Genomic DNA, 19,593 nt, shown 5'->3' on the forward strand with positions numbered 1-19,593 from the left:
CAAGCGGCCCCAACCGGAGAACACAACATGGTCAAACTGCACACCAATCACGGCGTCATCACGCTCGAACTGGACGCCGAAAAGGCCCCGCAGACAGTCGCCAACTTCCTCGCCTACGTCGAGGCCGGTCACTACAACAACACCATCTTCCACCGCGTGATCGGCAATTTCATGATCCAGGGCGGCGGCTTCGAGCCCGGCATGAAGCAGAAGGACACCCAGGCCCCGATCAAGAACGAAGCCGGCAACGGCCTTTCGAACACGGTCGGCACCATCGCCATGGCGCGCACCTCGGACCCGCACTCGGCGACCGCCCAGTTCTTCATCAACGTCGGCGACAACCTGTTTCTCGACAAGGAACAGTCGCAGGACGGCTGGGGCTACTGCGTGTTCGGCCGCGTCACCGAAGGCATGGACGTGGTGAACAAGATCAAGGGCGTGGCCACCGGCCGCTCCGGCTTCCACCAGGACGTGCCGAAGGAAGACGTGGTGATCGAACGCGCCGAAGTGGCGTAACACCGCGTGCGTGGCATGGACCTGCTCTGTTCCGATCTTCATCTGTCCGCCGCCACGCCTGCACTGAACGCGGCCTTCGTGGCACTGCTCGAAGGCCGCGCGCGCGACGCGCAGCGCGTGTTCCTGCTCGGCGACCTGTTCGAGGCCTGGGCGGGCGACGAAGACGTTGACGACCCGACGGTGCGTCCGGTGATCCGTGCGCTGCGGACGCTGCACGAGCGCGGCATCGAACTGCACGTGCTGCCGGGTAATCGCGATTTCCTGCTCGGTGCGGGTTTCACCGCCGCCACCGGTGCGCGGATCCATGGCGACTGGCTGATCGCCGACATCGGCGGCGAACCCACGCTGCTGCTGCACGGCGACACGCTGTGCACCGACGACCTGCCCTACATGCAGTTCCGCCAGATGGTGCGCAACCCACAGTGGCAGGCCGCCTTCCTCGCGAAACCGCTGGCCGAGCGCCATGCGATCGCCGAGGACATGCGCCGGCGCAGCAAGGAAGCCACGGCCGGCAAGGGTGAATACCTGATGGACGCCAACGCCGAGGCGATCGCATCGATGTTCCGCCACCACGACGTCGCGCGAATGATCCACGGTCACACGCACCGGCCGGCCCGTCATCTGCACGAAGTCGATGGCAGGCCCTGCGTGCGCCACGTGCTGGCCGACTGGCGCGACCGCGCCTGCTGGTTCGAGGCCGACGACAGCGGCCTGCGCGCCTTCACCACCGACGATGCGGGCGCACCGTTGCCGGACGCCCGCTACACCGCTTGAGGAGACCTCAGATGAGCACTTCCGAACTGCGCATCCGCCTGGCCGCCGACGGCCGCATCGAGTGCCGCAAGGGCGATGCCGCCCCGGCGATCACGCTGGACCCGGACTTCTTCGGCAATCCCGATTCGGCCGAGGCCCAGCGCGCGCTCGGGCGCTTCGTTTTCGCCGTACTGCAGGGCGCGGCGCCCGCTGCCGACGCCGACGCGCCGGCAGCCGCCGACCCGAACAGCCCGGACGCGCTGTACCAGAACTTCGTCACGCTGCAGAGCGAGGCGATGAAGAGCTATTCGGCCAATATGCTGGCAATGGCCGAACAGGCGCTGCAGCAGTCGGCCGCCGCCGGCTTCGGGCCGGCCGTCGAGGCGATGAAGGACTGGCCGTCCATCCGCACCGTCGCCGACATGCTGATTGCGCGCGGCCCGGAACAGAAGCGCTGAACGCCCTGCTGAACGCAGCGGCGACGCACATGAAAAAGGCCGATTCGAAGGAATCGGCCTTTCTTTATTGGTGCCGCTTGTCGGAATCGAACTGACGACCTACCGCTTACAAGGCGGTTGCTCTACCAACTGAGCTAAAGCGGCGAGTCGCGGATTATATCGCTGCCGTCGCCTGTCGCGGCGCTGTCGCTGCGCAATGTGCATGGATTAAACTGCAGGCACTACAACAATGCCTTCGCGCGTCAGCGTGGCGAGCCGTTCGCCGCGGACGAAGGCCCTGATCCGATGCCCGATCCCGTCACGCCTGTACTGACCGCCCAGCGCACGCTCGATGTCCTGCTGATCGAGGACTCCGAGGACGACGCGGTGCTGCTGCTGCATCGCTTCCGTCAGGCCGGCTACTCCGTGCGCTCGACCCGCGTTGAGGACGAGAGGGGGCTGCGCGCCGCGTTGCGCTCGGGTTTGTGGGACGTCGTGCTGTCCGACCACAACATGCCTCAGTTCTCGGCCATGGCGGCGCTGGGCATCCTGCAGGAACTGGGGCTCGACCTGCCCTTCATCATCGTGTCCGGCGTGATCGAGGAAGACATCGCGGTGTCGGCGATGCGCGCCGGCGCCCACGATTACCTGAGCAAGACCAATCTCGACCGCCTGGTGCCGGCGGTCGAGCGCGAAATGCGCGAAGCGCGCAACCGGGCCGAGCGCCACAGCGCACTCGACGCCGTGCGCGACAGCGAAGCACGTTTCCGCGCGCTGGCAGCCAACATCCCCGGCATGGTGTTCCAGCTGCTGCGCCACGACGACGGCGGCTGGCGCTTCCTGTTCGTCAGTGACGGTTGCCTCGCCCTGCTCGCGCTGAAGCCGTCGGAACTGATCGCCCAACCCGGCCGCTTCCTCGAAATGGTGCTGCCGGAGGACATGCCGGAACTGAACCGCGCAATGAAGCAGTCGGCGCAGTCGCAGTCCACCGTGAACTGGGAAGGCCGCATCCGCCTGCCGGACGGGGACGTGAAGTGGGTGAACCTGCGTTCGTCGCCGCGCCTGCTCGCCTCCGGTGTGCCGATCTGGGAAGGCATCGTTTCCAACATCACGCAGAGCAAGCTGACCGAGCGCGAACTGCGCCAGTCGCGTGGCCAGCTGGCCGAGCTGTCGTCGCATCTGCAGATGGCGAAGGAGGAGGAGCGGGAACGGATCGCGCGCGACATCCACGACGAACTGGGCGGCCTGCTGGTGGCGCTGAAGTTCGAGGTGTCGCTGCTGGCGAACAAGACCGCCGCCGACCCCGACGCCATCCGCGCACGTTCGCAGAGCATGGGCAAGCTGGTGGATGACGCAATCAGCACGGTCGGCCGCATCGCGCGCGAGCTGCGTCCGGGCATCCTGAAGGAATTCGGACTGGCGCCGGCGATCGAGAGCCATGCCGAGGATTTTTCCGCGCGCACCGGCCTGCAGTGCGAACTGCTGTGCATCGACCACGACATCGAACCGGACGAGGAGACGGCGATCGCGCTGTTCCGCGTTTTCCAGGAAGCGCTGACCAACGTGTCCAAGCACGCGCAGGCGCACAAGGTCGAAGTCAGGCTGACGCAGGAAGACGACGACATCGTGCTGGAAATCGCCGACGATGGTCGCGGCCTTGCACCCGCCGATCTGAACAAGCCCAAATCATTCGGCCTGCGCGGCATACGCGAACGGGTCGCCCACCTGAACGGCCGCTTCGAGGCGAGCGGCCGCAACGGCGGCGGCACCCGGCTGCTGCTGCGTGTACCGGCCTGCCGCCGCACCGTACTGGAGTTTGCACGATGAGCAGCATCCGCATCCTGATCGCCGACGACCACGCCATCGTGCGTTCCGGTCTGCGCCAGATCCTCTCCGACAGCCCCGACCTGGTGGTCACCGGCGAGGCGGAGAACGGCGTCGAGGCGATGCACAAGCTGCGCGACGGCAGTTTCGACATGGTACTGATGGACGTGTCCATGCCCGACCGCAACGGCATCGACACGCTGAAGCTGGTGCGCAAGGAATTTCCCAAACTGCCGGTGCTGGTCCTGTCGATGCACCCCGAAGACCAGTACGCCATTCGCGCGCTGAAGGCCGGCGCCTCCGGCTACCTGACCAAGCAGAGTGCGCCGGAACAGCTGGTGACGGCGATCCGTCAGGTCGCCAGCGGCAAGAAGTACGTGTCGCCGACGCTGGCGATGGAACTGGCCAACGCCATCACCGACGACAGCGAGCGCCCGCCTCACGAAAAGCTGTCCGACCGCGAATACCAGACGCTGGTGATGATCGCCTCGGGCAAGACGCTGACCCAGATCGGCGAAGAACTGAATCTGAGCGTCAAGACGGTCAGCGTCTATCGCGCCCGGCTGCTGGAGAAGATGCGCATGAAGAACAACGCCGAACTGACCCACTACGGGCTGAAGCACGGTCTGGTGGACTGAACATGGGTCGCATCGCTGTTACGGCGCCGTGTGACAACTTTTGCACGACCTGCCCCTAAAGACGGCAGGTCGATTGCCGTTGTTTGCCTTCGTTACAAACCGTTAACTACTTCCGCACATGTCAGACGCCATGCAGCCGCTCGAAATCGCTCGTGAAGCCCTGCGGCGGCTTGCCATGCGTCAATTGCAGCCGACGCCGGAGAACTATCGCGCGCTGTACCACGAGATCGCCGGCACCAAGCCGGAGGACCTCTTTCCCGAGCGTGCGCTGAAGCTGGTCTGCAGCACGCTGCCGCGGCTCAACCAGGCGCAGATCGAGTTCGTGCAGCGCCTCGAAAGCGCGGTCACCAGCCGCAGCTGGTCGGCGATCAGCGGGTCTCTGGTCGGGCTGCTGCGCGCCCAGGCGGCACCGCAGCGCAAATGGACCGCCCTGCTCAAGGATGTGTTCAAGCAACTCGAACGCAACCACGCGACGCTGACCTTCGCACAGAAGCATCAGGCCTTGCAGCAAGTGCTTGATTCGTCCAACGGCGAGCTTGATGCGCTGTACTCGCGCATGAGCGCGCTGGCCGACAAATGGGAATCGGCCGAGGACGGCAAGGCCGCGTCGGCGGTGCAACTGGTCGCCGACAGCGCAGCACCGACCGACAACAGCGACGCCGCACTGCGCGACCTGTTCGCGCGTACGCTCGAAGGCGTCGTCGCCAGCCTGCTCATTACCGCCCCCGAACTGCGCGACGAAGCGATCGAACTGGGCAAAGTGCTGCGCGAAGTACGAGACATGCGCGGTGTGGATGACCTTGCGTCCAAGCTGCGCAATCTCATCTACCGCCTGAACTGGGTGGTCAACGATCAGGCGGAAATCCGTACCGGCCTGCTTTCGCTGCTCGACCTGCTACTGCGAAACATCAGCGATCTCGTCATCGACGACCGCTGGATGCGCGGCCAGATCGATGCATTGCGCGGCCTGTGCGATCACCCGATCAGTGCGCGCGAGCTCGACGAAGTCGAGCGCCGCCTGCGCGAGGTGATCGAACGCCAGGGCTCGCTGCGCGGCAATATCGACGACGCCAAGCACCAGATCAAACTGATGCTGGCGGGCTTCGTCGAGCAGTTGGGCAGCTTCACCGACGCCACGTCCGGCTTCGGCGACAAGATGGAAGGCTATGCGCGCACCATTGCGGAAGCCGACGACATCGGCGCGCTGCAGGGCGTGATCGCGGACGTGATCACCGCGACGCACGAAATGCGCGCCACCACGGAACGTTCGCGCAACGAGGTTGACACCATGCGCGATCGCGTGCGTGCGGCCGAAGCCGAGATCGAGCGTCTGCAGATCGAACTCGAACAGACCAGCGAGAAGATGCGCCACGACCCGCTGACCGGCGCGCTCAACCGCAAGGGTCTGGAAGAGTCCTATGCGAAAGAGGTGTCGCGCGCATCGCGCCGCGGCACCCAGCTCTGTCTGGCCGTGCTCGACATCGACAACTTCAAGCGCCTGAACGACACCTACGGCCACAACACGGGCGACGACGCGCTGCTTCATCTGGTGGCCACGGTGCGCGACTGTCTGCGTCCGCATGACACGCTGTCGCGTTATGGCGGCGAGGAGTTCGTCATACTGCTGCCGGAGACTTCGGTCGATGACTCCGTGGTCGTGCTGCAGCGACTGCAGCGCGAACTGACCAAGCGCTACTTCCTTGCCAACAATGACAAGCTGCTGATCACCTTCAGCGCAGGTGTCACCGTCGTGCAGCAGGACGAAGCCCAGAGTTCGGCGATCGAACGCGCCGACGTCGCGATGTATCAGGCCAAGGCGACCGGCAAGAACCGCGTCGTCGTCGCACCGGGCACCGCCATCGCTGCCTGAGCGCCGCTGCGTCACCTGCGCAGCGGCAATCACAATTGGTAACAGTTGAAATCCAGTGCTGACGCGGCTTTCCGGGCGAATTTCACGCCATCCCCAAAGCACAAGGCACTCTTCGGGGCAACCCTAAAGTTTTTGCCCCTCGAACCTACACCGCAGCGGCAAGCCATTTCGCGATGCCTGCGCCTGAAAGCCACGAGCACAAAGGCTTTCATTGAGATAGTGGCCTAAAGTTTTCTCTCCCCTCTCCGTTACTTGAATCATCGGCGACATCAACATCGGGTCATGCAACCCAGGGCGCCGTAACTACACCACTTCGTGACAGGAGAAAGAAAATGCCGCAAATCATCAACACCAACGTTGCCTCGCTCACCGCTCAGCGCAACCTCAATTCCTCGCAGAATTCGCTCGCCACTTCGCTGCAGCGTCTGTCGTCCGGTCTGCGCATCAACAGCGCCCGTGACGATGCCGCTGGTCTGGCGATTTCGCAGCGCATGAACGCCCAAGTCAAGTCGCTGAACCAGGCCGCCCGTAACGCCAGCGACGGTATCTCGATGATCCAGACCGCTGAAGGCGGCATGTCGCAGATCCAGGACATGCTCATCCGCATGAAGGAACTGGCGACCCAGGGTTCCAACTCGACGCTGGCCGACGCAGAGCGCTCCTTCATCGCCGACGAAATGACCCAGCTGCGCGACGAGATCAACAACATCTCGACCCGTACCAAGTTCAACGGCCAGCAGCTGCTGAACGGTTCCTTCGGTAAGGCACTCGACACCACCTCGACCGTGCAGGGCGGTTTCAACCTGGCCACTTCCGGCACCGCCACAGTGACCAAGGTTGACATCACCGGCGCCGCCGCGGGCACGACCTTCACCTTCGCCGACGCCAACACCGGCGAACTGACGCTGTCGGACGGCACGAACTCGCAGATGATCGACATCACCGCCCTGGCGCTGACCGCAGGCCAATCGTACGAGCTGAACTACAACGAGCTCGGCGTGAAGGTGACGATCAAGGCTTCGGGTGCTGAGACCGGCGCCAACATCGCGGCCGACCTCGACGCTGGCACCATCATCACGACCGCTGCCACCGGCGCTGAAATCCAGGTCGGTGCGGACGACGCTGCCGACAACCGCCTGACGCTCACCTTCGGCGACACGCGTATCAACGCCACCTCGGCCGACGCCCGCATGGTTGCCCTGGACACCGACATCACCGCCTTCACCGGCGCCACCACGGCCGCCAACTCGCAGGCGCTGCTGACCTCGGTCGAAGACGCACTGACCTACGTGTCGGAACAGCGTGCCGCCCTCGGTGCCCAGCAGAACCGCCTCGACTACACCGTGGCCAACCTGCAGACGCAAGCGGAAAACATCTCCGCTTCGAAGAGCCGCATCACCGATGCCGACTTCGCTGCGGAAACCGCCAACCTGACCCGCGCGCAGATCCTGCAGCAGGCCGGTACCGCGATGCTGGCGCAGGCCAACTCGCTGCCGCAGAACGTGCTGAGCCTGCTCCGCGGCTGATCGCGTAAGGCAGTAATGAGGGGGCGCGGGCGACCGCGCCCCCCACCCAGCATAGGGAGAACATCATGGCCGTACAGCCTATCCCGAACAGCGCAACGATCTCTGCCCCGGGCGTCCAGGCGACCACCGGGGCAAAGCCCGTTATGCCGGAGAGCAAGAAGGCGGAAGGACCACCCAGCGAGGCAGCGCTCAGCAACGAACAGATCGAACAGACGGTGGACGAGATTCGTCGCAAGATCGAACCGGTGGCACAGAACCTGCTTTTCACGATCGACAAAGACACAGGGAAAACCATCGTGCGGCTGATCGACTCGACCACCAAGGAAGTACTGCGGCAGATTCCTTCCGAAGAACTGATTGCGATTGCGCGGTCGCTCGGCAAGAGCCAGAGTGGACTGATCGAACGCAAGGCCTGAGGAGACCGCCATGGCATCGTCGCTCGCATTCGGTACCAACCTGGACATCAACTCCATCGTCACGCAGCTGATGACGGTAGAGCAGCGTCCGCTCACGCTGCTCGCGGAAAAGCAGGCCAAGCTCGAAACGAAGATTTCCAGCTACGGCATGATCAAGGGTGCGATGTTGACGCTGCAGACGGCAGCGGAAGCACTCGGCAAGGCGGAAATCTTTGCCTCCCGCAAGGCAACGATTGCCGACAGCGCGGTGGCAACGGTTGCCGCCTCGACGACGGCGACGCCCGGCAACTATTCAATCGAGGTGAGCAGCCTAGCCCGCGCGCAGGTCACCGCGTTGACAGCTTTCGCCGGCGGCAGCACCGCGAACGTCGGCAGCGGCACGCTGACCATCGAACTGGGCAGCTACAGCGGCGGCACATTCACCGCGAACCCCGACAAGACACCGGTTAACATCGACATTTCCAGCGGCGCAGCGACGCTCGCCGACGTGCGTGACGCGATCAACGCGGCCGACGCCGGCGTCACGGCATCCCTGCTCAACGACGGCACCGGCACCCGCCTCGTGCTGACCTCGCAGGATGGCGGCACCGCGAATACCGTGCGCATCACCGCCGCCGATGACGACGGCAACAACACCGACAACGCAGGCCTGTCGCGGCTGATCTATGACGCCTCGACCGGCGGCACCTCCAATCTTTCGGAGAAGGTGACCGCTTCGGATGCCGTGCTCAAGATCAATGGCATCGATGTCACCTCGAGCAGCAACACGCTGACCGACACCATCGAAGGCGTCACGCTGACGCTGAAAAGCACCAACGTCGGCAACCCGACGACGCTGACGGTCGGTGCCGATTACACCGGCGCGAAGAGCGCCATCGAAAAGCTGGTCAAGAGCTACAACGACGCCATCCTGACCATCAAGAACCAGACGTCTTACAACACGACCACCCAGACCGGTGCAGCACTGAACGGCGAGAGCACTGTGCTCAGCCTGCGCTCGCGTCTCGCCTCGGCCGTCACCGAAGAGATCGCGCCGGGTGTTTCGCTCGGCAGCATCGGTGTGTCGGTGCAGAAGGACGGCTCGCTGAAGATCGACTCGGACAAGCTCACGACGGCACTGGAGAGCGGCGCCGCCAAGTCGCTGTTCATGGGCAGCACCGGCGTGACCGGTCTGGCCTCCAAGATCGATTCGATGATCTCGTCCGTGATCGACGACGATGGCCTGATCGGCAACCGTCTCGAAGGCATGGAAGAGACGAAGAAGGCGATGAACCGCCAGCGCGACGCGCTGAACGTCCGCATGGAACAGATCGAGGCCCGCTACCGCCGACAGTTCACTGCGCTCGATTCGCTGATCAGCAGCATGAACACAACCAGTACCTTCCTCACACAACAACTCGCCAGCCTGCCGACCTATTCGAGCTGACAGAGCGGCGGACGATACAGCCATCCTCTAACGGGACCAGAACATCATGTTTGCATCACTTTCCAACCCGCGCATGGCCTACAACCAGGTCGGCGTCGAGGCACGCGTGGCCAGCGCCGATCCGCACCAGCTCATCCTGATGCTGTTCGACGGCGCGATGATGTCGGTATCGACCGCCAGCCACCAGATCGACATGGGCGACACTGCAGGCAAGGGTCAGTCGATCTCGCGTGCGATCGACATCATCGGCAACGGCCTCAAGGTCAGCCTGGATCTGGAAGCAGGCGGCGAACTCGCGCAGCGCCTGTACGCACTCTACGACTACATGTGCGTGCGCCTGCTGCATGCCAACTCGCAGAACGACAAGGCAGCGCTCGATGAAGTGGCCCACCTGCTGGGCGAGTTGAAGGGCGCCTGGGAGGACATCCGGCAAAAACTGGTCCAAGGGGCGCCGGTCTGACCGGCAAACCGGGAAAATAGAAAGGTAAAAGGCGTCTACATGCACGCCTCGGAGCACGGGGTCCGCTGTAGTCTTTACACACCATTCACCGCCGGCCGAACGACGGAATTGCCGCGGCGACACTTACGCAAAACGGCCTGATCACATGAACTCTCTGTCACTGCTCGAAAACATGCGTCAGATCTCCAGCGACATGGTGGAGGCCGCGCGCGCGAACGACTGGGACCGTCTGGTCAATCTCGAACAGGCCGTCGCCTCGATGCGCAGCCGCCTCGCCGACAACGACGAGCCGGTGTCCTCGCCGGCCGAGCGTGCGCGAAAGTTCGACCTGATGAAGCAGATCCTTGCCGATGATGCCGAAGTGCGCCGTCACGTCGAACCGTGGATGCAGCAGGTCACCAGCTATCTGGGAAAGCTGCCGGCAGGCACGGCGGACAACGGCTGAGCACACCATGAACAACCTGCTGCCAGGGCTCGCACAGCGTCTGGCGGCGCTGACGCGCGAATCGGTCCAGACCACCGGCCCGATCGCTGCGCTTTCCGAGCAGTTGCCCGAGTTCGAGCCGGGCGAACGCTACACAGCACGCATCCTGCAAAATCTGCGCGATGGTCTGGCCCGCGCCGACGTGGGCGGACAGACGGTCACCCTGCGCCTGCCGCAGACCATTCCCGAAGGCCGTACGGTTTCGCTGACGCACGTGGCCCGCAGCGCACAGACGCTGGTGGCCACGCTCGACGGTGACAACGCGGCGCCGACCGACGGCGATGCGCCGGCCGACAATGCGGGCAGCCCGGTACGCCTGAGCGTGCCGGCCCGCACCATTGCCGGACTGCTCGACGGTCCGGAGCCGCAGCCGACCCGACTCGCCAGTGGAAAGCCGATGATAGATCCGGCCGCCATGCTGAGCGCGGCCACCGGCACGCTCGAAAATGACGCCACTCCCCAGATCGCCAGCCGTCTGGCGCAGGCGATAGGCACCAGTGGGCTGTTCTACGAATCGCATCAGGCGCAGTGGGTCAGTGGCGAACGGCCGCTCGAATCGACCGCAGCCGAGCCGCAGCGCGCCTTCGACCCGGAGAAACCTGCGCCGCGCGCCGGCCTGCCGGTCGCGCCATCGGCAGCGACGGACGACACGCCGGAACCCGGGCAGGTCGCAAACGGCACGACCAGCGCTCGCGCCGACGACGAATCGATTCAGGACACCGGCACCCTGCGCAGCGACACCAGCGTGCGCGAACGCACCGAAGCAGCCAAGGCCGATACCGGCCCGCCTGCCGAACTGCGGCCGCTGGTGCAGAACCAGCTGCTCGGCCTGTCCCAGCACACGCTGGCCTGGGAGGGTCTGGCCTGGCCGGGCCAGACGATGAAGATCGAGATCGATGACCCCGAGCCGCAGCGTCATGGCGAACCGGGCACCGAAGGTGACAGCACGCCGGAAGTCCCTTGGACATCCCGGGTACGGCTGGTCCTGCCGGGCCTGGGCGAGGTCGAAACCTCGCTCACGCTGTGGAAGGACCATGGACTGACGCTGGGCATCTCGGCGGACGATGATGCACGCCTGCGCATGGGTACCGCACTGCTCGACCTTCAGCAGCGCATGACCGATGCCGGCCTGCGTCTGGGCAGCGTGAACTTCAGCCAGTTGGACGAGGCGCTTGCCGCCCTGCCCGACAATGGCGAGAGCAGCGTCTGATGAACACCTCTCCGCGCGCCCAGGCCGTTGCGCTCGCCTACGGTGCCGGCGACGCTGCGCCGCGTGTCGTCGCCAAGGGGCGCGGCATGGTGGCCGATGAAATCATCCGCCGCGCGCGCGAAGCGGGCGTTTTCGTGCATGAATCGCGCGAAATGGTGTCGCTGCTGATGGGACTGGATCTGGACCAGCGCATTCCGCCCGAACTGTATGTCGCGGTCGCCGAACTGCTGGCCTGGATCTACCGCATCGAGAAGGGAATGACCGACCTTCCGGCGCCAACCGTTAAACTGCCATCTGAATGAATTCGTGCCTGGTGCGCCGCAGCACCGGGTGATTGCCCATAGCCAGGGATGCACCCAATGACCGAGAACATCCGGTTCGATCTGCTGGAAGCAGACGATTTCGCACGCTACGTGCTCGACGGCCAGACCGATATCGCCTTTTACCTGCGAGCCATGCGGGATCGCCGCGTCAATCTGTCCGTTTATGCCGGCCGCGCGCCCGACCCCTTTCTGACCGCGGTGCTGGCCGTCAACGACGCGCGCGGCATGGTCGTACTCGACGCACCGCGTGACCCGGCGCAACTCGAGCAGGCGGTGAAGGCGTCGCCACTGGTGTTCCTGACCTCGCTCGAGAAGGTGAAGGTGCAGTTCATGGTCGGCCAGTGCGCCGCAATCGAGCACGAAGGTCATCCGGCGCTGGAAATCCCCTTCCCGACGCGCATGCTGCGCCTGCAGCGGCGCGACTACTACCGCCTCATCCTGCCGCCTAACCCGCCGCTGCGCTGTCTGCTGCCGGCCGGCGACGGCGAGGGGCGCATGGTCGAAGCCATGGTGGTGGATATTTCCGGGGGCGGTCTGGCCGTCGTCGCGCCGCCGAGCGGTATCGAGCTGAAGGTCAACAGCGTGATCGACAACTGCCAGATCACGCTGCCCGAGATCGGCACCATCACCGCGACGCTGCAAGTACGAAACATGTTCCGCGTGACCGAACGCGGCGGCAGCGAACTGCGTGCGGGCTGCCAGTTCATCGGCCTGCCCGGCGCCGCGGACGCACTGATCCAACGCTACATCCTGCGCATGGAAAGAGAGCGCAACGCGCGCGAAATCTGACCGGCTCGGCCGGATGAATTTTCGGTGACAGCTGCATCCATGCGGCCCCCTCCTGTGTAGAGCGGGTGACGACTCACTCTGGTGACGCGTCCTCCCCTACTTTTTCAGGAAAGGTCAGACATGTCAGCACGCACCCTCACCGCCCTCGCCGCCGCCCTCGCTCTGTCCGGCACCACGGCCCACGCAGCCGATTTCGTCGGTCTCACCACCGGCAACCAGATCGGCATGTTCAGCAGCGGCAACGCCAGCAGCGCCAGCTTCATGTCCATCACCGGGCTGGGCAGTGGCGAACGCATCCTCGGCATTGACCTGCGCCCGAGCAACAACATGATCTACGGCGTCAGCAGCCTGAATCGCGTCTATACGCTGGACGTCACGACAGGTGCCGCCAGCTTCGTGTCGGCGCTCGACATCCCGCTGGTCAATCCGTCGCTGTCCTACGGCATCGACTTCAACCCGGTAGCCGACTTCGCCGGCGCAGCCTCGCTGCGCCTGGTGAGCCAGACCGGCAGCAACCTGGCCATCAACGCGAACACCGGCGTGGTCGGCAACGCCGCCAGTGTCATCCCGGGCGGCATTACGGCCGTGGCCTACACCAACTCCGATGCTTCGCAGTCCAGTGGCCCGGCGAGCACGGCGCTGTATTACATCGACACGGCGACCGACACGCTGCAGTTCGCGCCCGGCGCCTTCAATGCGCCGACGATCAGCCAGATCGGATCGCTCGGCGTTGCCGGCAACGTGATCGGTGCCAACGGCTTCGAGATCGACGCGATGGGAATGGGCTGGGCCGCTCTGACGCTGGACAACGGCGACAGCGGTCTCTATTCGATCAACCTGATGACCGGGCTGGCCACCTTCAATGGCGCACTCAACGCGAACCTGCGCGGCCTGACCTCGGCGCCGTTCATGGCACCGGTCCCCGAACCTGAAACCTACGCGATGCTGCTGGCCGGCCTCGGGCTGATCGGTGCGATCGCACGCCGACGCATGCCACGCGTCTGAATCGCCACCAACCGGCGATCACCATGACCCCGCCTCACGCCGGGCCCTTCCGCCCGGCGTGAGGCGGGGCGCGCTCCTTGTCGCGCTCCACCGCAGTCGCAGCAAACGCTGCGAGCGCACTGCGCCCGTGCCCAGTCAGCACCGCTCGTACGCCGCCACATCCAGACTCGCCGCCCCGACCCTGCCCGCACGGAAACCCCGTGCCGCGTCACGCTGTCACAGCACCCGACCACACTGATGGGTGAACGCGCACGCCTCCGGTAGTGCGCGAGCTATAGTGCGCTCGTCAACGCGAGCGTTCGGGCGATGCGCGACGTCTTCGGAGCGGCAGCACCATGACGGAACTGAACACCCTTCTTCCACACGGCTACTGCTTTTCGTGGCAACGCGATCTGCTGCTGCTGCACGTGCTGTCAGACACGCTGATCGCACTGTCCTACTTCACGATACCGATCACGCTGTGGGTGTTCGTGCGAAAGCGTGCCGATCTTGGCTTCCGGTCGGCCTTCGTCATGTTCGGCGTGTTCATCATGGCCTGCGGCGTCACCCACGTGATGGACGTGTGGACGCTGTGGAACCCCGATTTCTGGCTGGACGGCTGGATACGCGCCTTCACCGCCCTGGTGTCGCTGGCCACGGCAGTGCTGCTGTGGCGACTGATTCCACTGGCGCTCGCCCTGCCCTCGCCCGACAGCCTGCGTCGCGCCAACGAGGAACTGCGGGCCGAAATCGAGCGCCGGCAACAGTCCGAAGCGCAATTGCAGGCAATGAACGAAAGGATGCGCCTGCAGATCGAGGAACTCGAAGCCGTGTCCTATGCCATTGCGCACGACGTGCGTGGCCCGCTGCGCCACATCGACGGTTTTGCGCGCGTACTCGGCGATCGCCTCGGCGTCATCGACACCGAACCGGCCTCGCTGAGCTATCTGCAGCGCATCCGCGCCTCGGTGCGGCATCTGAGCGACATCGTCGAAGGACTGCTTGCGTTCTCCCGCGCCAGCCGCGCCGAGATGCATCTCGAACGTTGCGATACGCGCGCCCTGGTCGACGACGTGCTCGAAGAGTTGGCGCCCGACCTCGACGGACGTGAGCTCGATATCAGCATCGGTGAGCTGCCGCGCATTCGCGCCGACCGGGCCTTGATGTTCCAGGTTTTCTACAACCTGATCGCCAACGCCGTGAAATACACGCGAGGCCGCAACCCGGCTCGCATCCGCATCGAATGCGAGCGCGACAACGATGGCCAATACACCTTCCAGGTGCGCGACAACGGCGCCGGCTTCGACATGAAATACGCCGGCAAGCTGTTCGGGGTATTCCAGCGACTGCATCACGCCGCCGAATTCGAAGGCACCGGCATCGGATTGGCGAACGTCAAGCGCATCGTCGATCGGCACGGCGGCCGCATCTGGGCGGAGGCCGTGCCAGGTCAGGGCGCCAGCTTCCACTTCACCCTTCCCTACCCATCCGACCCACCCCCGGCCGACGCCACCCACCCTACGGGAGCCAACGATGTCGCTGCACTTGCGTGAAATCCTTGTCGTCGATGACAACGACAATGACGTCGAACTGATGCTGCTCGGCCTGCGCGTGCTGAATCTGGCGAACGAGATCGTCGTCGTACGCGACGGTGCGGAAGGGCTGGACTACCTCTACAAGCGCGGCAGCTACGCCGACCGCAGCGGCGAGGTGCCGCTTTTCGTGCTGCTCGACCTGCACATGCCGCGCATGGACGGCATCGAAATGCTGACCGAACTGCGCGCCGACGAAGACATGCGTGCGCTGCCCGTCATCATCATGAGTTCATCGAAGGAAGACCCCGACCTGCGTCGCTGCTACAGCCTGGGCATCAACGCCTATGTCGTGAAGCCGGTCGATTTCGATCAGTTCTCGCGCACGGTGACGCAGATGGGCGTGTTCTGGGCGCTGATCAACGAACCGCCGCCGGTGCTCTGAGCACCGCGGCGAGGCTCCAATCACGGCCGACGGGCATCGGTTCAACCAAGGTCGAACTCTTCGTCCTGCTCCGGGACCTGCGCCGACCAGGCGAGTTCGTGCTCGAGCTTCTGCCGCAGGCTGTCGGCGGCGACCGGCTCGCCGTGCGTGACGAACACGCACTGCGGAGCGCGATCGACCGGACGCAGCCACTCGAGTATTTCTTTCCAGTCGGCATGCGCTGACAGGCCTTCGACCTGTGCCACCTCGCAAGCTATCGGTACATCGCGACCGAAGATGCGCAGGCTGCGCTTGCCCTTGAGCAGTGCGTCGCCCCGCGTGCCTTCGGCCTGGTAACCGGCGATCACCACCGCATTTCGTGGGTCGGCTCCGAAGGCGATCAGATGATGCAGGATGCGGCCGCCGTTGAGCATGCCGGCGCCAGCGATGATGATCTTCGGGTAGCGGTTGGACGCCAGCGCTTCCGACTCCTCCGGCGAGCGCGTGTAGGTGACCATGGCATGCAGCCGGTCGCAGGCATCCTGGGTCAGCCGATGCTCGCTGCGGAAGTGACGGAACACGCCGGTCACGTCGATCGCCATTGGGCTGTCGAGGAAAACCGGAAGTTCGGGGATACGGTGTTCGTCCATCAGGCGCGACAGCAGGTACAGCAGCGCCTGCGAACGGCCGACCGCGAACGAAGGCAGCAGCACGGTACCGCCTCGCGCAGCCGTGCGGTTCACGATGCCGGCCAGCGTTTCGTACGGATCTTCATCCGGGTGCAGGCGGTCGCCATAGGTCGATTCGAGCACGAGCCAGTCGGTGGCGGCGAGACGGTCCGGCGCATGCATGACCGGATCGTCCGGACGCCCGAGATCGCCGCTGAACGTGACGCTCCGCCCGGCGCAGTTGACGCGCACGCTGGCCGCGCCGAGGATGTGGCCGGCGCGCGTGAAGGTGATACGGAACGGCCCGATCTCCACCGGCTCGTCGAAACCGGCGCTGCGGAACTGTTTCATCACCTGCCGCGCATCGTCCGAGGTGTAAAGCGGCTCCGCTGGGTGGTGCTTGCTGTAGCCGTAGCGGTTGGCGTGACGGGCGTCCTCCTCCTGCAGATGGGCGCTGTCTTCGAGCAGGATGTTGACCAGTTCGCGGGTGGCCGAAGTTGACCATACCGGGCCGTGAAAGCCCTCTCGCATCAGTCGCGGCAGGAAGCCGGAATGATCGAGGTGGGCATGCGTCAGCACCACCGCCTCGATATCGCGCGGCGCGATTGGGAAGGGCTTCCAGTTGCGACTGCGGATGTTCTTCACGCCCTGGAACAGGCCGCAGTTGACGAGCAGGCGATGACCGCCATGTGTCAGGAGATAGCGCGAACCGGTGACCGTACCGGCCGCGCCGAGAAAGCGGATTTTCATGATGGACGTCTCCTCCGGCGGTCAGTGTAACGCCGCACCTGCGTGCCGGATGAGAGCGAAGCCCGCGTCCGCTCACCTGCGCACGACTTCTGCCAGGCAGATGCGCCGGCGCCGCGTCCGGACCGCGACGACGCCGACACCGCTCAGCAGCAGCGCCCAGCCGGCCGGCTCCGGCACCGCCGACACCTGCCAGCCGATATCGGCGAAACCGGCATAATCGAGCGCAGTCGGCAGCTGGCGCTCGCCAGCGGGCGTGCTCGGATCCATCATCGTTTCCTGCAGCACGCCGTCGCGCAGGCTGTGCGTACCTTCGGCCCAGTGGCTGCCGTAGCGGTCCAGCGGCACGCCACCGCCGTAGGCCGCGACCGCGTTCGCGCCGACGAACAGCCCGCTGTCGGGATCGACATTGGCATACCAGGTGTCGGCTTCGCCGAAGCCGAGAATGTGTCCGATCTCGTGCGTCGCGGTGGTCAGGAAGTCGGGCCGGCCCGCAGTCAGACCGCCGGCGTCCGGGCCAAAGTACCAGTCGTTGCTGGCGTTGAACCAGATGTAGCCCCCCCAGGTGGCATAGTCGGTCCCCTGCGCCATACCGGCCTGCCCGCGCGTCGTCACCGCGTCAACGAAATCCGCGTCACCGCTGACCTGCAGGTTTGATCCGGTGCCGGCGAAGCCGAGCACGCCGGGCGCACTCGGCGAGCCGCCGACGTAGATGCGCAGCGTGTCGGCGGCGATCGTTTCGTTCACCAGCGTCACGCCCGGGCCGCCGAGGCTGGGATGCACGAAGGACACCGACCAGTTGTCGTCTGCTCCGGGTGCGATGGCAGTCAGCGTGTCGGTGAAGCCTCCGTAGAACGACGCGGCAAGATCGAGCAACGCGCGACGTTCGGCCAGCGGCTCACCGGTCGCCAGATCGGTGAAGAAGCCGCGCGTGTCGTAGCGGTAGTCGAACTCGATCTGCAGTGCCGACACCGCATTCGGAACGCCGGCGAACAGCGCCAGGGCGAGCGCCATGCGAGCGCTCAGCCGGTGAAGTCTGCATGCACGTTCAGCCATGACGTCCGCTCCCCCGCGATGTGCGACGCTGCGTCCTCGCACGCAACACGATCAGACCGGCGAGCATCAGCGCCGAAGCGCCCGGCTCCGGCACCGGCGACAGCGGCGTCACCGAACCGACGCCTGCGCCATATACGCCCTGCAGCGCGGCGCGTGTGGCCTCGTCGAGCGGGAAAACCGGACCTTCGTAAGCCAGCAATGCAGCCGGTCCGACCGTGACCGGATCGTCGTTGACATAGTGCCCCATGCCCAGCGAATGGCCCAGCTCGTGCTGGGCGACCGCGTAGAACCAGAGCGGCGTCCAGTCATTGCCGAAGCGTCCGGCATTGAACACGATATCGCCGGCCAGACCGCTGTCCGGCGAGAACGGAAAATAAGCATAGGCATTCGCGTCGGCGATGTGCGCCACCTGCCCCACGCGGATGTCGGCCAGCCCGGTCGGCTCGTACTCGCCGGTTTCCGGCAACGGTCCGCTATCGCTCACCTCTACGAAATGGATGGGCAGCACCGCGGCGTAGTCCCACAGCGCCCGTTCGAACGCGCTGCGCAACAGCGACGCGGGCAGCGGCGCGCCGGTCGCGCCATCGAGCAGGCTACCGTCGAGCAGATTGGTGAAACTGTAAGTCAGGGTGAGGGCGCTGCCCGGCCCATCCTGCTGCGCCCAGGCGGCGTACATCGGGAAGTGGCCGGCGAACGCGGGCACCGCCATGCACAGCGCAATCAGGCTGCATGCGGCAGTGCGCAGCAGCACGCGAACGGCCGGCAGCGTCACGTTGATCGGTACTGACATCGGGATACCTCTGCAATCGGATCGGCGGTGCAGGCACCGCCGACGAAGGACGAAGAGGCTGGCAACGCGGCCCGGCGGCGGGCGCGGCTGGCGACGGATGGACGCGGAGGCTTGCGAGGCGGCGGACGCCGACGGGCTGGCGAAACTGCGGTCGGAACGGCAATGCGGAAGTGTCGTTCCGGCATACCCCGGCCGGCGCGAAGGACCGACACTCAGGTTCTATGAGCTTCGTTCAAACGAGAACTATTGTCAATTGAAGGAGGGTGCCGGCGAGCCGGACGAAAAAAAACCGGCCTTGTGGCCGGTCCCTGTCGAGGTCATGCGCGTCGGCGCTCAGACGCTCAGACGCTCATGTTCATGATGTCCTGGTAGGCGTTCACCAGCTTGTTGCGCACCTGCACCATCTGCTGGAAGGACAGGCTGGCCTTCTGCGACGCGATCATCACGTCCTGCAGGTTGGCTTCGGTATTGCTGCCGGTGATGAAACCTTCCGACATCTTCTGCGCTTCCTGCTGCGCCGCATTGACCTGTTCGATCGCGTTCTTCAGCGCCTCGCCGAAGTCAGCGCCGCCGGACGCCGCATCGACCTTGCCGACCGGCTTGTTCGCCGCGGTCTGCGCGGTCGAGCGCAGCTCGGTAATCATCTGGTTGAGGCTGGTGTTCATGCAGTTTCTCCTGTGCCCGCCGGCAAAAAATGCCGGTTACGGACTGTCCGCCGAG

General features: G+C 65.0%; 21 protein-coding genes and 1 tRNA gene. 17 read left to right on the forward strand and 5 right to left on the reverse strand.

Annotated elements, in window-relative coordinates:
• The first annotated feature begins 27 nt into the window (after positions 1-27).
• From ACQ66H_RS14625 to ACQ66H_RS14635, 3 genes are read left to right on the forward strand one after another with little or no spacing between them, the layout of a single operon-like run.
• A complete protein-coding gene (locus tag ACQ66H_RS14625) occupies positions 28-516 on the forward strand; it encodes a peptidylprolyl isomerase (RefSeq protein ID WP_020165313.1) in 489 nt (162 codons plus the stop codon).
• Positions 517-531: 15 nt separating this feature from the next.
• Positions 532-1,290 (forward strand): UDP-2,3-diacylglucosamine diphosphatase, encoded by a 759-nt coding sequence (locus tag ACQ66H_RS14630; protein WP_430434612.1) that lies wholly within the window; start codon positions 532-534, stop codon positions 1,288-1,290.
• 11 nt (positions 1,291-1,301) lie between these two features.
• Complete coding sequence (locus ACQ66H_RS14635; RefSeq protein ID WP_430434613.1) at positions 1,302-1,727, forward strand: hypothetical protein; 426 nt, start codon at positions 1,302-1,304, stop codon at positions 1,725-1,727.
• Between the two features lie 68 nt (positions 1,728-1,795).
• On the opposite strand, the gene ACQ66H_RS14640 is transcribed toward ACQ66H_RS14635, so the two are convergent.
• Positions 1,796-1,871 (reverse strand) — tRNA-Thr (locus tag ACQ66H_RS14640).
• A gap of 141 nt (positions 1,872-2,012) precedes the next feature.
• Between ACQ66H_RS14640 and ACQ66H_RS14645 the strand changes: the two genes are divergently transcribed.
• From ACQ66H_RS14645 to ACQ66H_RS14710, 14 genes are all read left to right on the forward strand, one after another.
• The gene (locus ACQ66H_RS14645; protein ID WP_430434614.1) at positions 2,013-3,533 is read left to right on the forward strand and encodes a histidine kinase; all 1,521 of its coding nucleotides are present in this window, start codon (positions 2,013-2,015) and stop codon (positions 3,531-3,533) included.
• Positions 3,530-4,168, forward strand: coding sequence for a response regulator (locus ACQ66H_RS14650; RefSeq protein WP_019917469.1), 639 nt, complete (start codon positions 3,530-3,532; stop codon positions 4,166-4,168). The genes ACQ66H_RS14645 and ACQ66H_RS14650 overlap by 4 nt, the downstream gene beginning before the upstream one ends.
• 175 nt (positions 4,169-4,343) lie before the next feature.
• Positions 4,344-6,038, forward strand: coding sequence for a diguanylate cyclase (locus ACQ66H_RS14655; protein WP_430434615.1), 1,695 nt, complete (start codon positions 4,344-4,346; stop codon positions 6,036-6,038).
• Positions 6,039-6,370: 332 nt separating this feature from the next.
• Positions 6,371-7,564 (forward strand): flagellin, encoded by a 1,194-nt coding sequence (locus tag ACQ66H_RS14660; RefSeq protein ID WP_430434616.1) that lies wholly within the window; start codon positions 6,371-6,373, stop codon positions 7,562-7,564.
• Positions 7,565-7,629: 65 nt separating this feature from the next.
• Entirely contained in the window at positions 7,630-7,980 is a 351-nt protein-coding gene (locus ACQ66H_RS14665; RefSeq protein WP_430434617.1) for a flagellar protein FlaG, read from the forward strand.
• Between the two features lie 10 nt (positions 7,981-7,990).
• Entirely contained in the window at positions 7,991-9,406 is a 1,416-nt protein-coding gene (gene fliD, locus ACQ66H_RS14670) for a flagellar filament capping protein FliD (protein ID WP_430434618.1), read from the forward strand.
• A 73-nt stretch (positions 9,407-9,479) separates the two neighbouring features.
• Positions 9,480-9,866 carry a flagellar export chaperone FliS gene (fliS, locus tag ACQ66H_RS14675; protein WP_368492619.1) on the forward strand — a complete coding sequence of 129 codons (387 nt, stop codon included), beginning with the start codon at positions 9,480-9,482 and terminating at the stop codon, positions 9,864-9,866.
• A 145-nt stretch (positions 9,867-10,011) separates the two neighbouring features.
• Positions 10,012-10,311, forward strand: coding sequence for a flagellar protein FliT (locus ACQ66H_RS14680; RefSeq protein ID WP_019917461.1), 300 nt, complete (start codon positions 10,012-10,014; stop codon positions 10,309-10,311).
• A 7-nt stretch (positions 10,312-10,318) separates the two neighbouring features.
• Positions 10,319-11,560 carry a flagellar hook-length control protein FliK gene (locus tag ACQ66H_RS14685; RefSeq protein ID WP_430434619.1) on the forward strand — a complete coding sequence of 414 codons (1,242 nt, stop codon included), beginning with the start codon at positions 10,319-10,321 and terminating at the stop codon, positions 11,558-11,560.
• Positions 11,560-11,862: an EscU/YscU/HrcU family type III secretion system export apparatus switch protein gene (locus ACQ66H_RS14690; RefSeq protein ID WP_430434620.1), complete on the forward strand. Its 303-nt coding sequence runs from the start codon at positions 11,560-11,562 to the stop codon at positions 11,860-11,862. Before ACQ66H_RS14685 ends, ACQ66H_RS14690 begins: the two co-directional genes overlap by 1 nt.
• 57 nt (positions 11,863-11,919) lie before the next feature.
• On the forward strand, positions 11,920-12,672 hold the full coding sequence (locus ACQ66H_RS14695) for a flagellar brake protein (protein ID WP_430434621.1): 753 nt from the start codon (positions 11,920-11,922) through the stop codon (positions 12,670-12,672).
• Positions 12,673-12,792: 120 nt separating this feature from the next.
• The gene (locus ACQ66H_RS14700; protein ID WP_430434622.1) at positions 12,793-13,677 is read left to right on the forward strand and encodes a DUF4394 domain-containing protein; all 885 of its coding nucleotides are present in this window, start codon (positions 12,793-12,795) and stop codon (positions 13,675-13,677) included.
• Positions 13,678-14,012: 335 nt separating this feature from the next.
• A complete protein-coding gene (locus ACQ66H_RS14705; RefSeq protein ID WP_430434623.1) occupies positions 14,013-15,209 on the forward strand; it encodes a sensor histidine kinase in 1,197 nt (398 codons plus the stop codon).
• On the forward strand, positions 15,190-15,633 hold the full coding sequence (locus ACQ66H_RS14710) for a response regulator (protein ID WP_304002398.1): 444 nt from the start codon (positions 15,190-15,192) through the stop codon (positions 15,631-15,633). Before ACQ66H_RS14705 ends, ACQ66H_RS14710 begins: the two co-directional genes overlap by 20 nt.
• A gap of 41 nt (positions 15,634-15,674) precedes the next feature.
• Here the strand turns inward: ACQ66H_RS14710 and ACQ66H_RS14715 are convergent, their stop codons facing one another.
• The 4 genes from ACQ66H_RS14715 to fliE all read right to left on the reverse strand — a co-directional run bounded on the left by ACQ66H_RS14715 (position 15,675) and on the right by fliE (position 19,538).
• The gene (locus ACQ66H_RS14715) at positions 15,675-17,030 is read right to left on the reverse strand and encodes an MBL fold metallo-hydrolase RNA specificity domain-containing protein (protein WP_430434624.1); all 1,356 of its coding nucleotides are present in this window, start codon (positions 17,028-17,030) and stop codon (positions 15,675-15,677) included.
• A 72-nt stretch (positions 17,031-17,102) separates the two neighbouring features.
• Positions 17,103-18,041 (reverse strand): PEP-CTERM sorting domain-containing protein, encoded by a 939-nt coding sequence (locus ACQ66H_RS14720; RefSeq protein WP_430434625.1) that lies wholly within the window; start codon positions 18,039-18,041, stop codon positions 17,103-17,105.
• 34 nt (positions 18,042-18,075) lie between these two features.
• On the reverse strand, positions 18,076-18,873 hold the full coding sequence (locus ACQ66H_RS14725; RefSeq protein ID WP_430434626.1) for a PEP-CTERM sorting domain-containing protein: 798 nt from the start codon (positions 18,871-18,873) through the stop codon (positions 18,076-18,078).
• Between the two features lie 341 nt (positions 18,874-19,214).
• Positions 19,215-19,538, reverse strand: coding sequence for a flagellar hook-basal body complex protein FliE (fliE, locus tag ACQ66H_RS14730; protein ID WP_019917450.1), 324 nt, complete (start codon positions 19,536-19,538; stop codon positions 19,215-19,217).
• Between the last annotated feature and the right edge of the window lie 55 nt (positions 19,539-19,593).

This window comes from Methyloversatilis sp., assembly GCF_965284615.1.
Classification (GTDB): domain Bacteria; phylum Pseudomonadota; class Gammaproteobacteria; order Burkholderiales; family Rhodocyclaceae; genus Methyloversatilis.

Excerpts from the sequence above, each read along its gene's own strand:
- ACQ66H_RS14705 (WP_430434623.1), top strand. The coding sequence starts at position 14,013 with ATGACGGAACTGAACACCCTTCTTCCACACGGCTACTGCTTTTCGTGG.
- ACQ66H_RS14660 (WP_430434616.1), top strand. The coding sequence starts at position 6,371 with ATGCCGCAAATCATCAACACCAACGTTGCCTCGCTCACCGCTCAGCGC.
- fliD (WP_430434618.1), top strand. The coding sequence starts at position 7,991 with ATGGCATCGTCGCTCGCATTCGGTACCAACCTGGACATCAACTCCATC.
- ACQ66H_RS14685 (WP_430434619.1), top strand. The coding sequence starts at position 10,319 with ATGAACAACCTGCTGCCAGGGCTCGCACAGCGTCTGGCGGCGCTGACG.
- ACQ66H_RS14695 (WP_430434621.1), top strand. The coding sequence starts at position 11,920 with ATGACCGAGAACATCCGGTTCGATCTGCTGGAAGCAGACGATTTCGCA.
- fliS (WP_368492619.1), top strand. The coding sequence starts at position 9,480 with ATGGCCTACAACCAGGTCGGCGTCGAGGCACGCGTGGCCAGCGCCGAT.
- ACQ66H_RS14710 (WP_304002398.1), top strand. The coding sequence starts at position 15,190 with ATGTCGCTGCACTTGCGTGAAATCCTTGTCGTCGATGACAACGACAAT.
- ACQ66H_RS14630 (WP_430434612.1), top strand. The coding sequence starts at position 532 with ATGGACCTGCTCTGTTCCGATCTTCATCTGTCCGCCGCCACGCCTGCA.
- ACQ66H_RS14690 (WP_430434620.1), top strand. The coding sequence starts at position 11,560 with ATGAACACCTCTCCGCGCGCCCAGGCCGTTGCGCTCGCCTACGGTGCC.
- ACQ66H_RS14635 (WP_430434613.1), top strand. The coding sequence starts at position 1,302 with ATGAGCACTTCCGAACTGCGCATCCGCCTGGCCGCCGACGGCCGCATC.
- ACQ66H_RS14655 (WP_430434615.1), top strand. The coding sequence starts at position 4,344 with ATGCGTCAATTGCAGCCGACGCCGGAGAACTATCGCGCGCTGTACCAC.
- ACQ66H_RS14645 (WP_430434614.1), top strand. The coding sequence starts at position 2,013 with ATGCCCGATCCCGTCACGCCTGTACTGACCGCCCAGCGCACGCTCGAT.
- ACQ66H_RS14650 (WP_019917469.1), top strand. The coding sequence starts at position 3,530 with ATGAGCAGCATCCGCATCCTGATCGCCGACGACCACGCCATCGTGCGT.
- ACQ66H_RS14625 (WP_020165313.1), top strand. The coding sequence starts at position 28 with ATGGTCAAACTGCACACCAATCACGGCGTCATCACGCTCGAACTGGAC.
- ACQ66H_RS14720 (WP_430434625.1), bottom strand. The coding sequence starts at position 18,041 with ATGGCGCTCGCCCTGGCGCTGTTCGCCGGCGTTCCGAATGCGGTGTCG.
- ACQ66H_RS14725 (WP_430434626.1), bottom strand. The coding sequence starts at position 18,873 with ATGTCAGTACCGATCAACGTGACGCTGCCGGCCGTTCGCGTGCTGCTG.
- fliE (WP_019917450.1), bottom strand. The coding sequence starts at position 19,538 with ATGAACACCAGCCTCAACCAGATGATTACCGAGCTGCGCTCGACCGCG.
- ACQ66H_RS14715 (WP_430434624.1), bottom strand. The coding sequence starts at position 17,030 with ATGAAAATCCGCTTTCTCGGCGCGGCCGGTACGGTCACCGGTTCGCGC.
- ACQ66H_RS14680 (WP_019917461.1), top strand. The coding sequence starts at position 10,012 with ATGAACTCTCTGTCACTGCTCGAAAACATGCGTCAGATCTCCAGCGAC.
- ACQ66H_RS14700 (WP_430434622.1), top strand. The coding sequence starts at position 12,793 with ATGTCAGCACGCACCCTCACCGCCCTCGCCGCCGCCCTCGCTCTGTCC.
- ACQ66H_RS14665 (WP_430434617.1), top strand. The coding sequence starts at position 7,630 with ATGGCCGTACAGCCTATCCCGAACAGCGCAACGATCTCTGCCCCGGGC.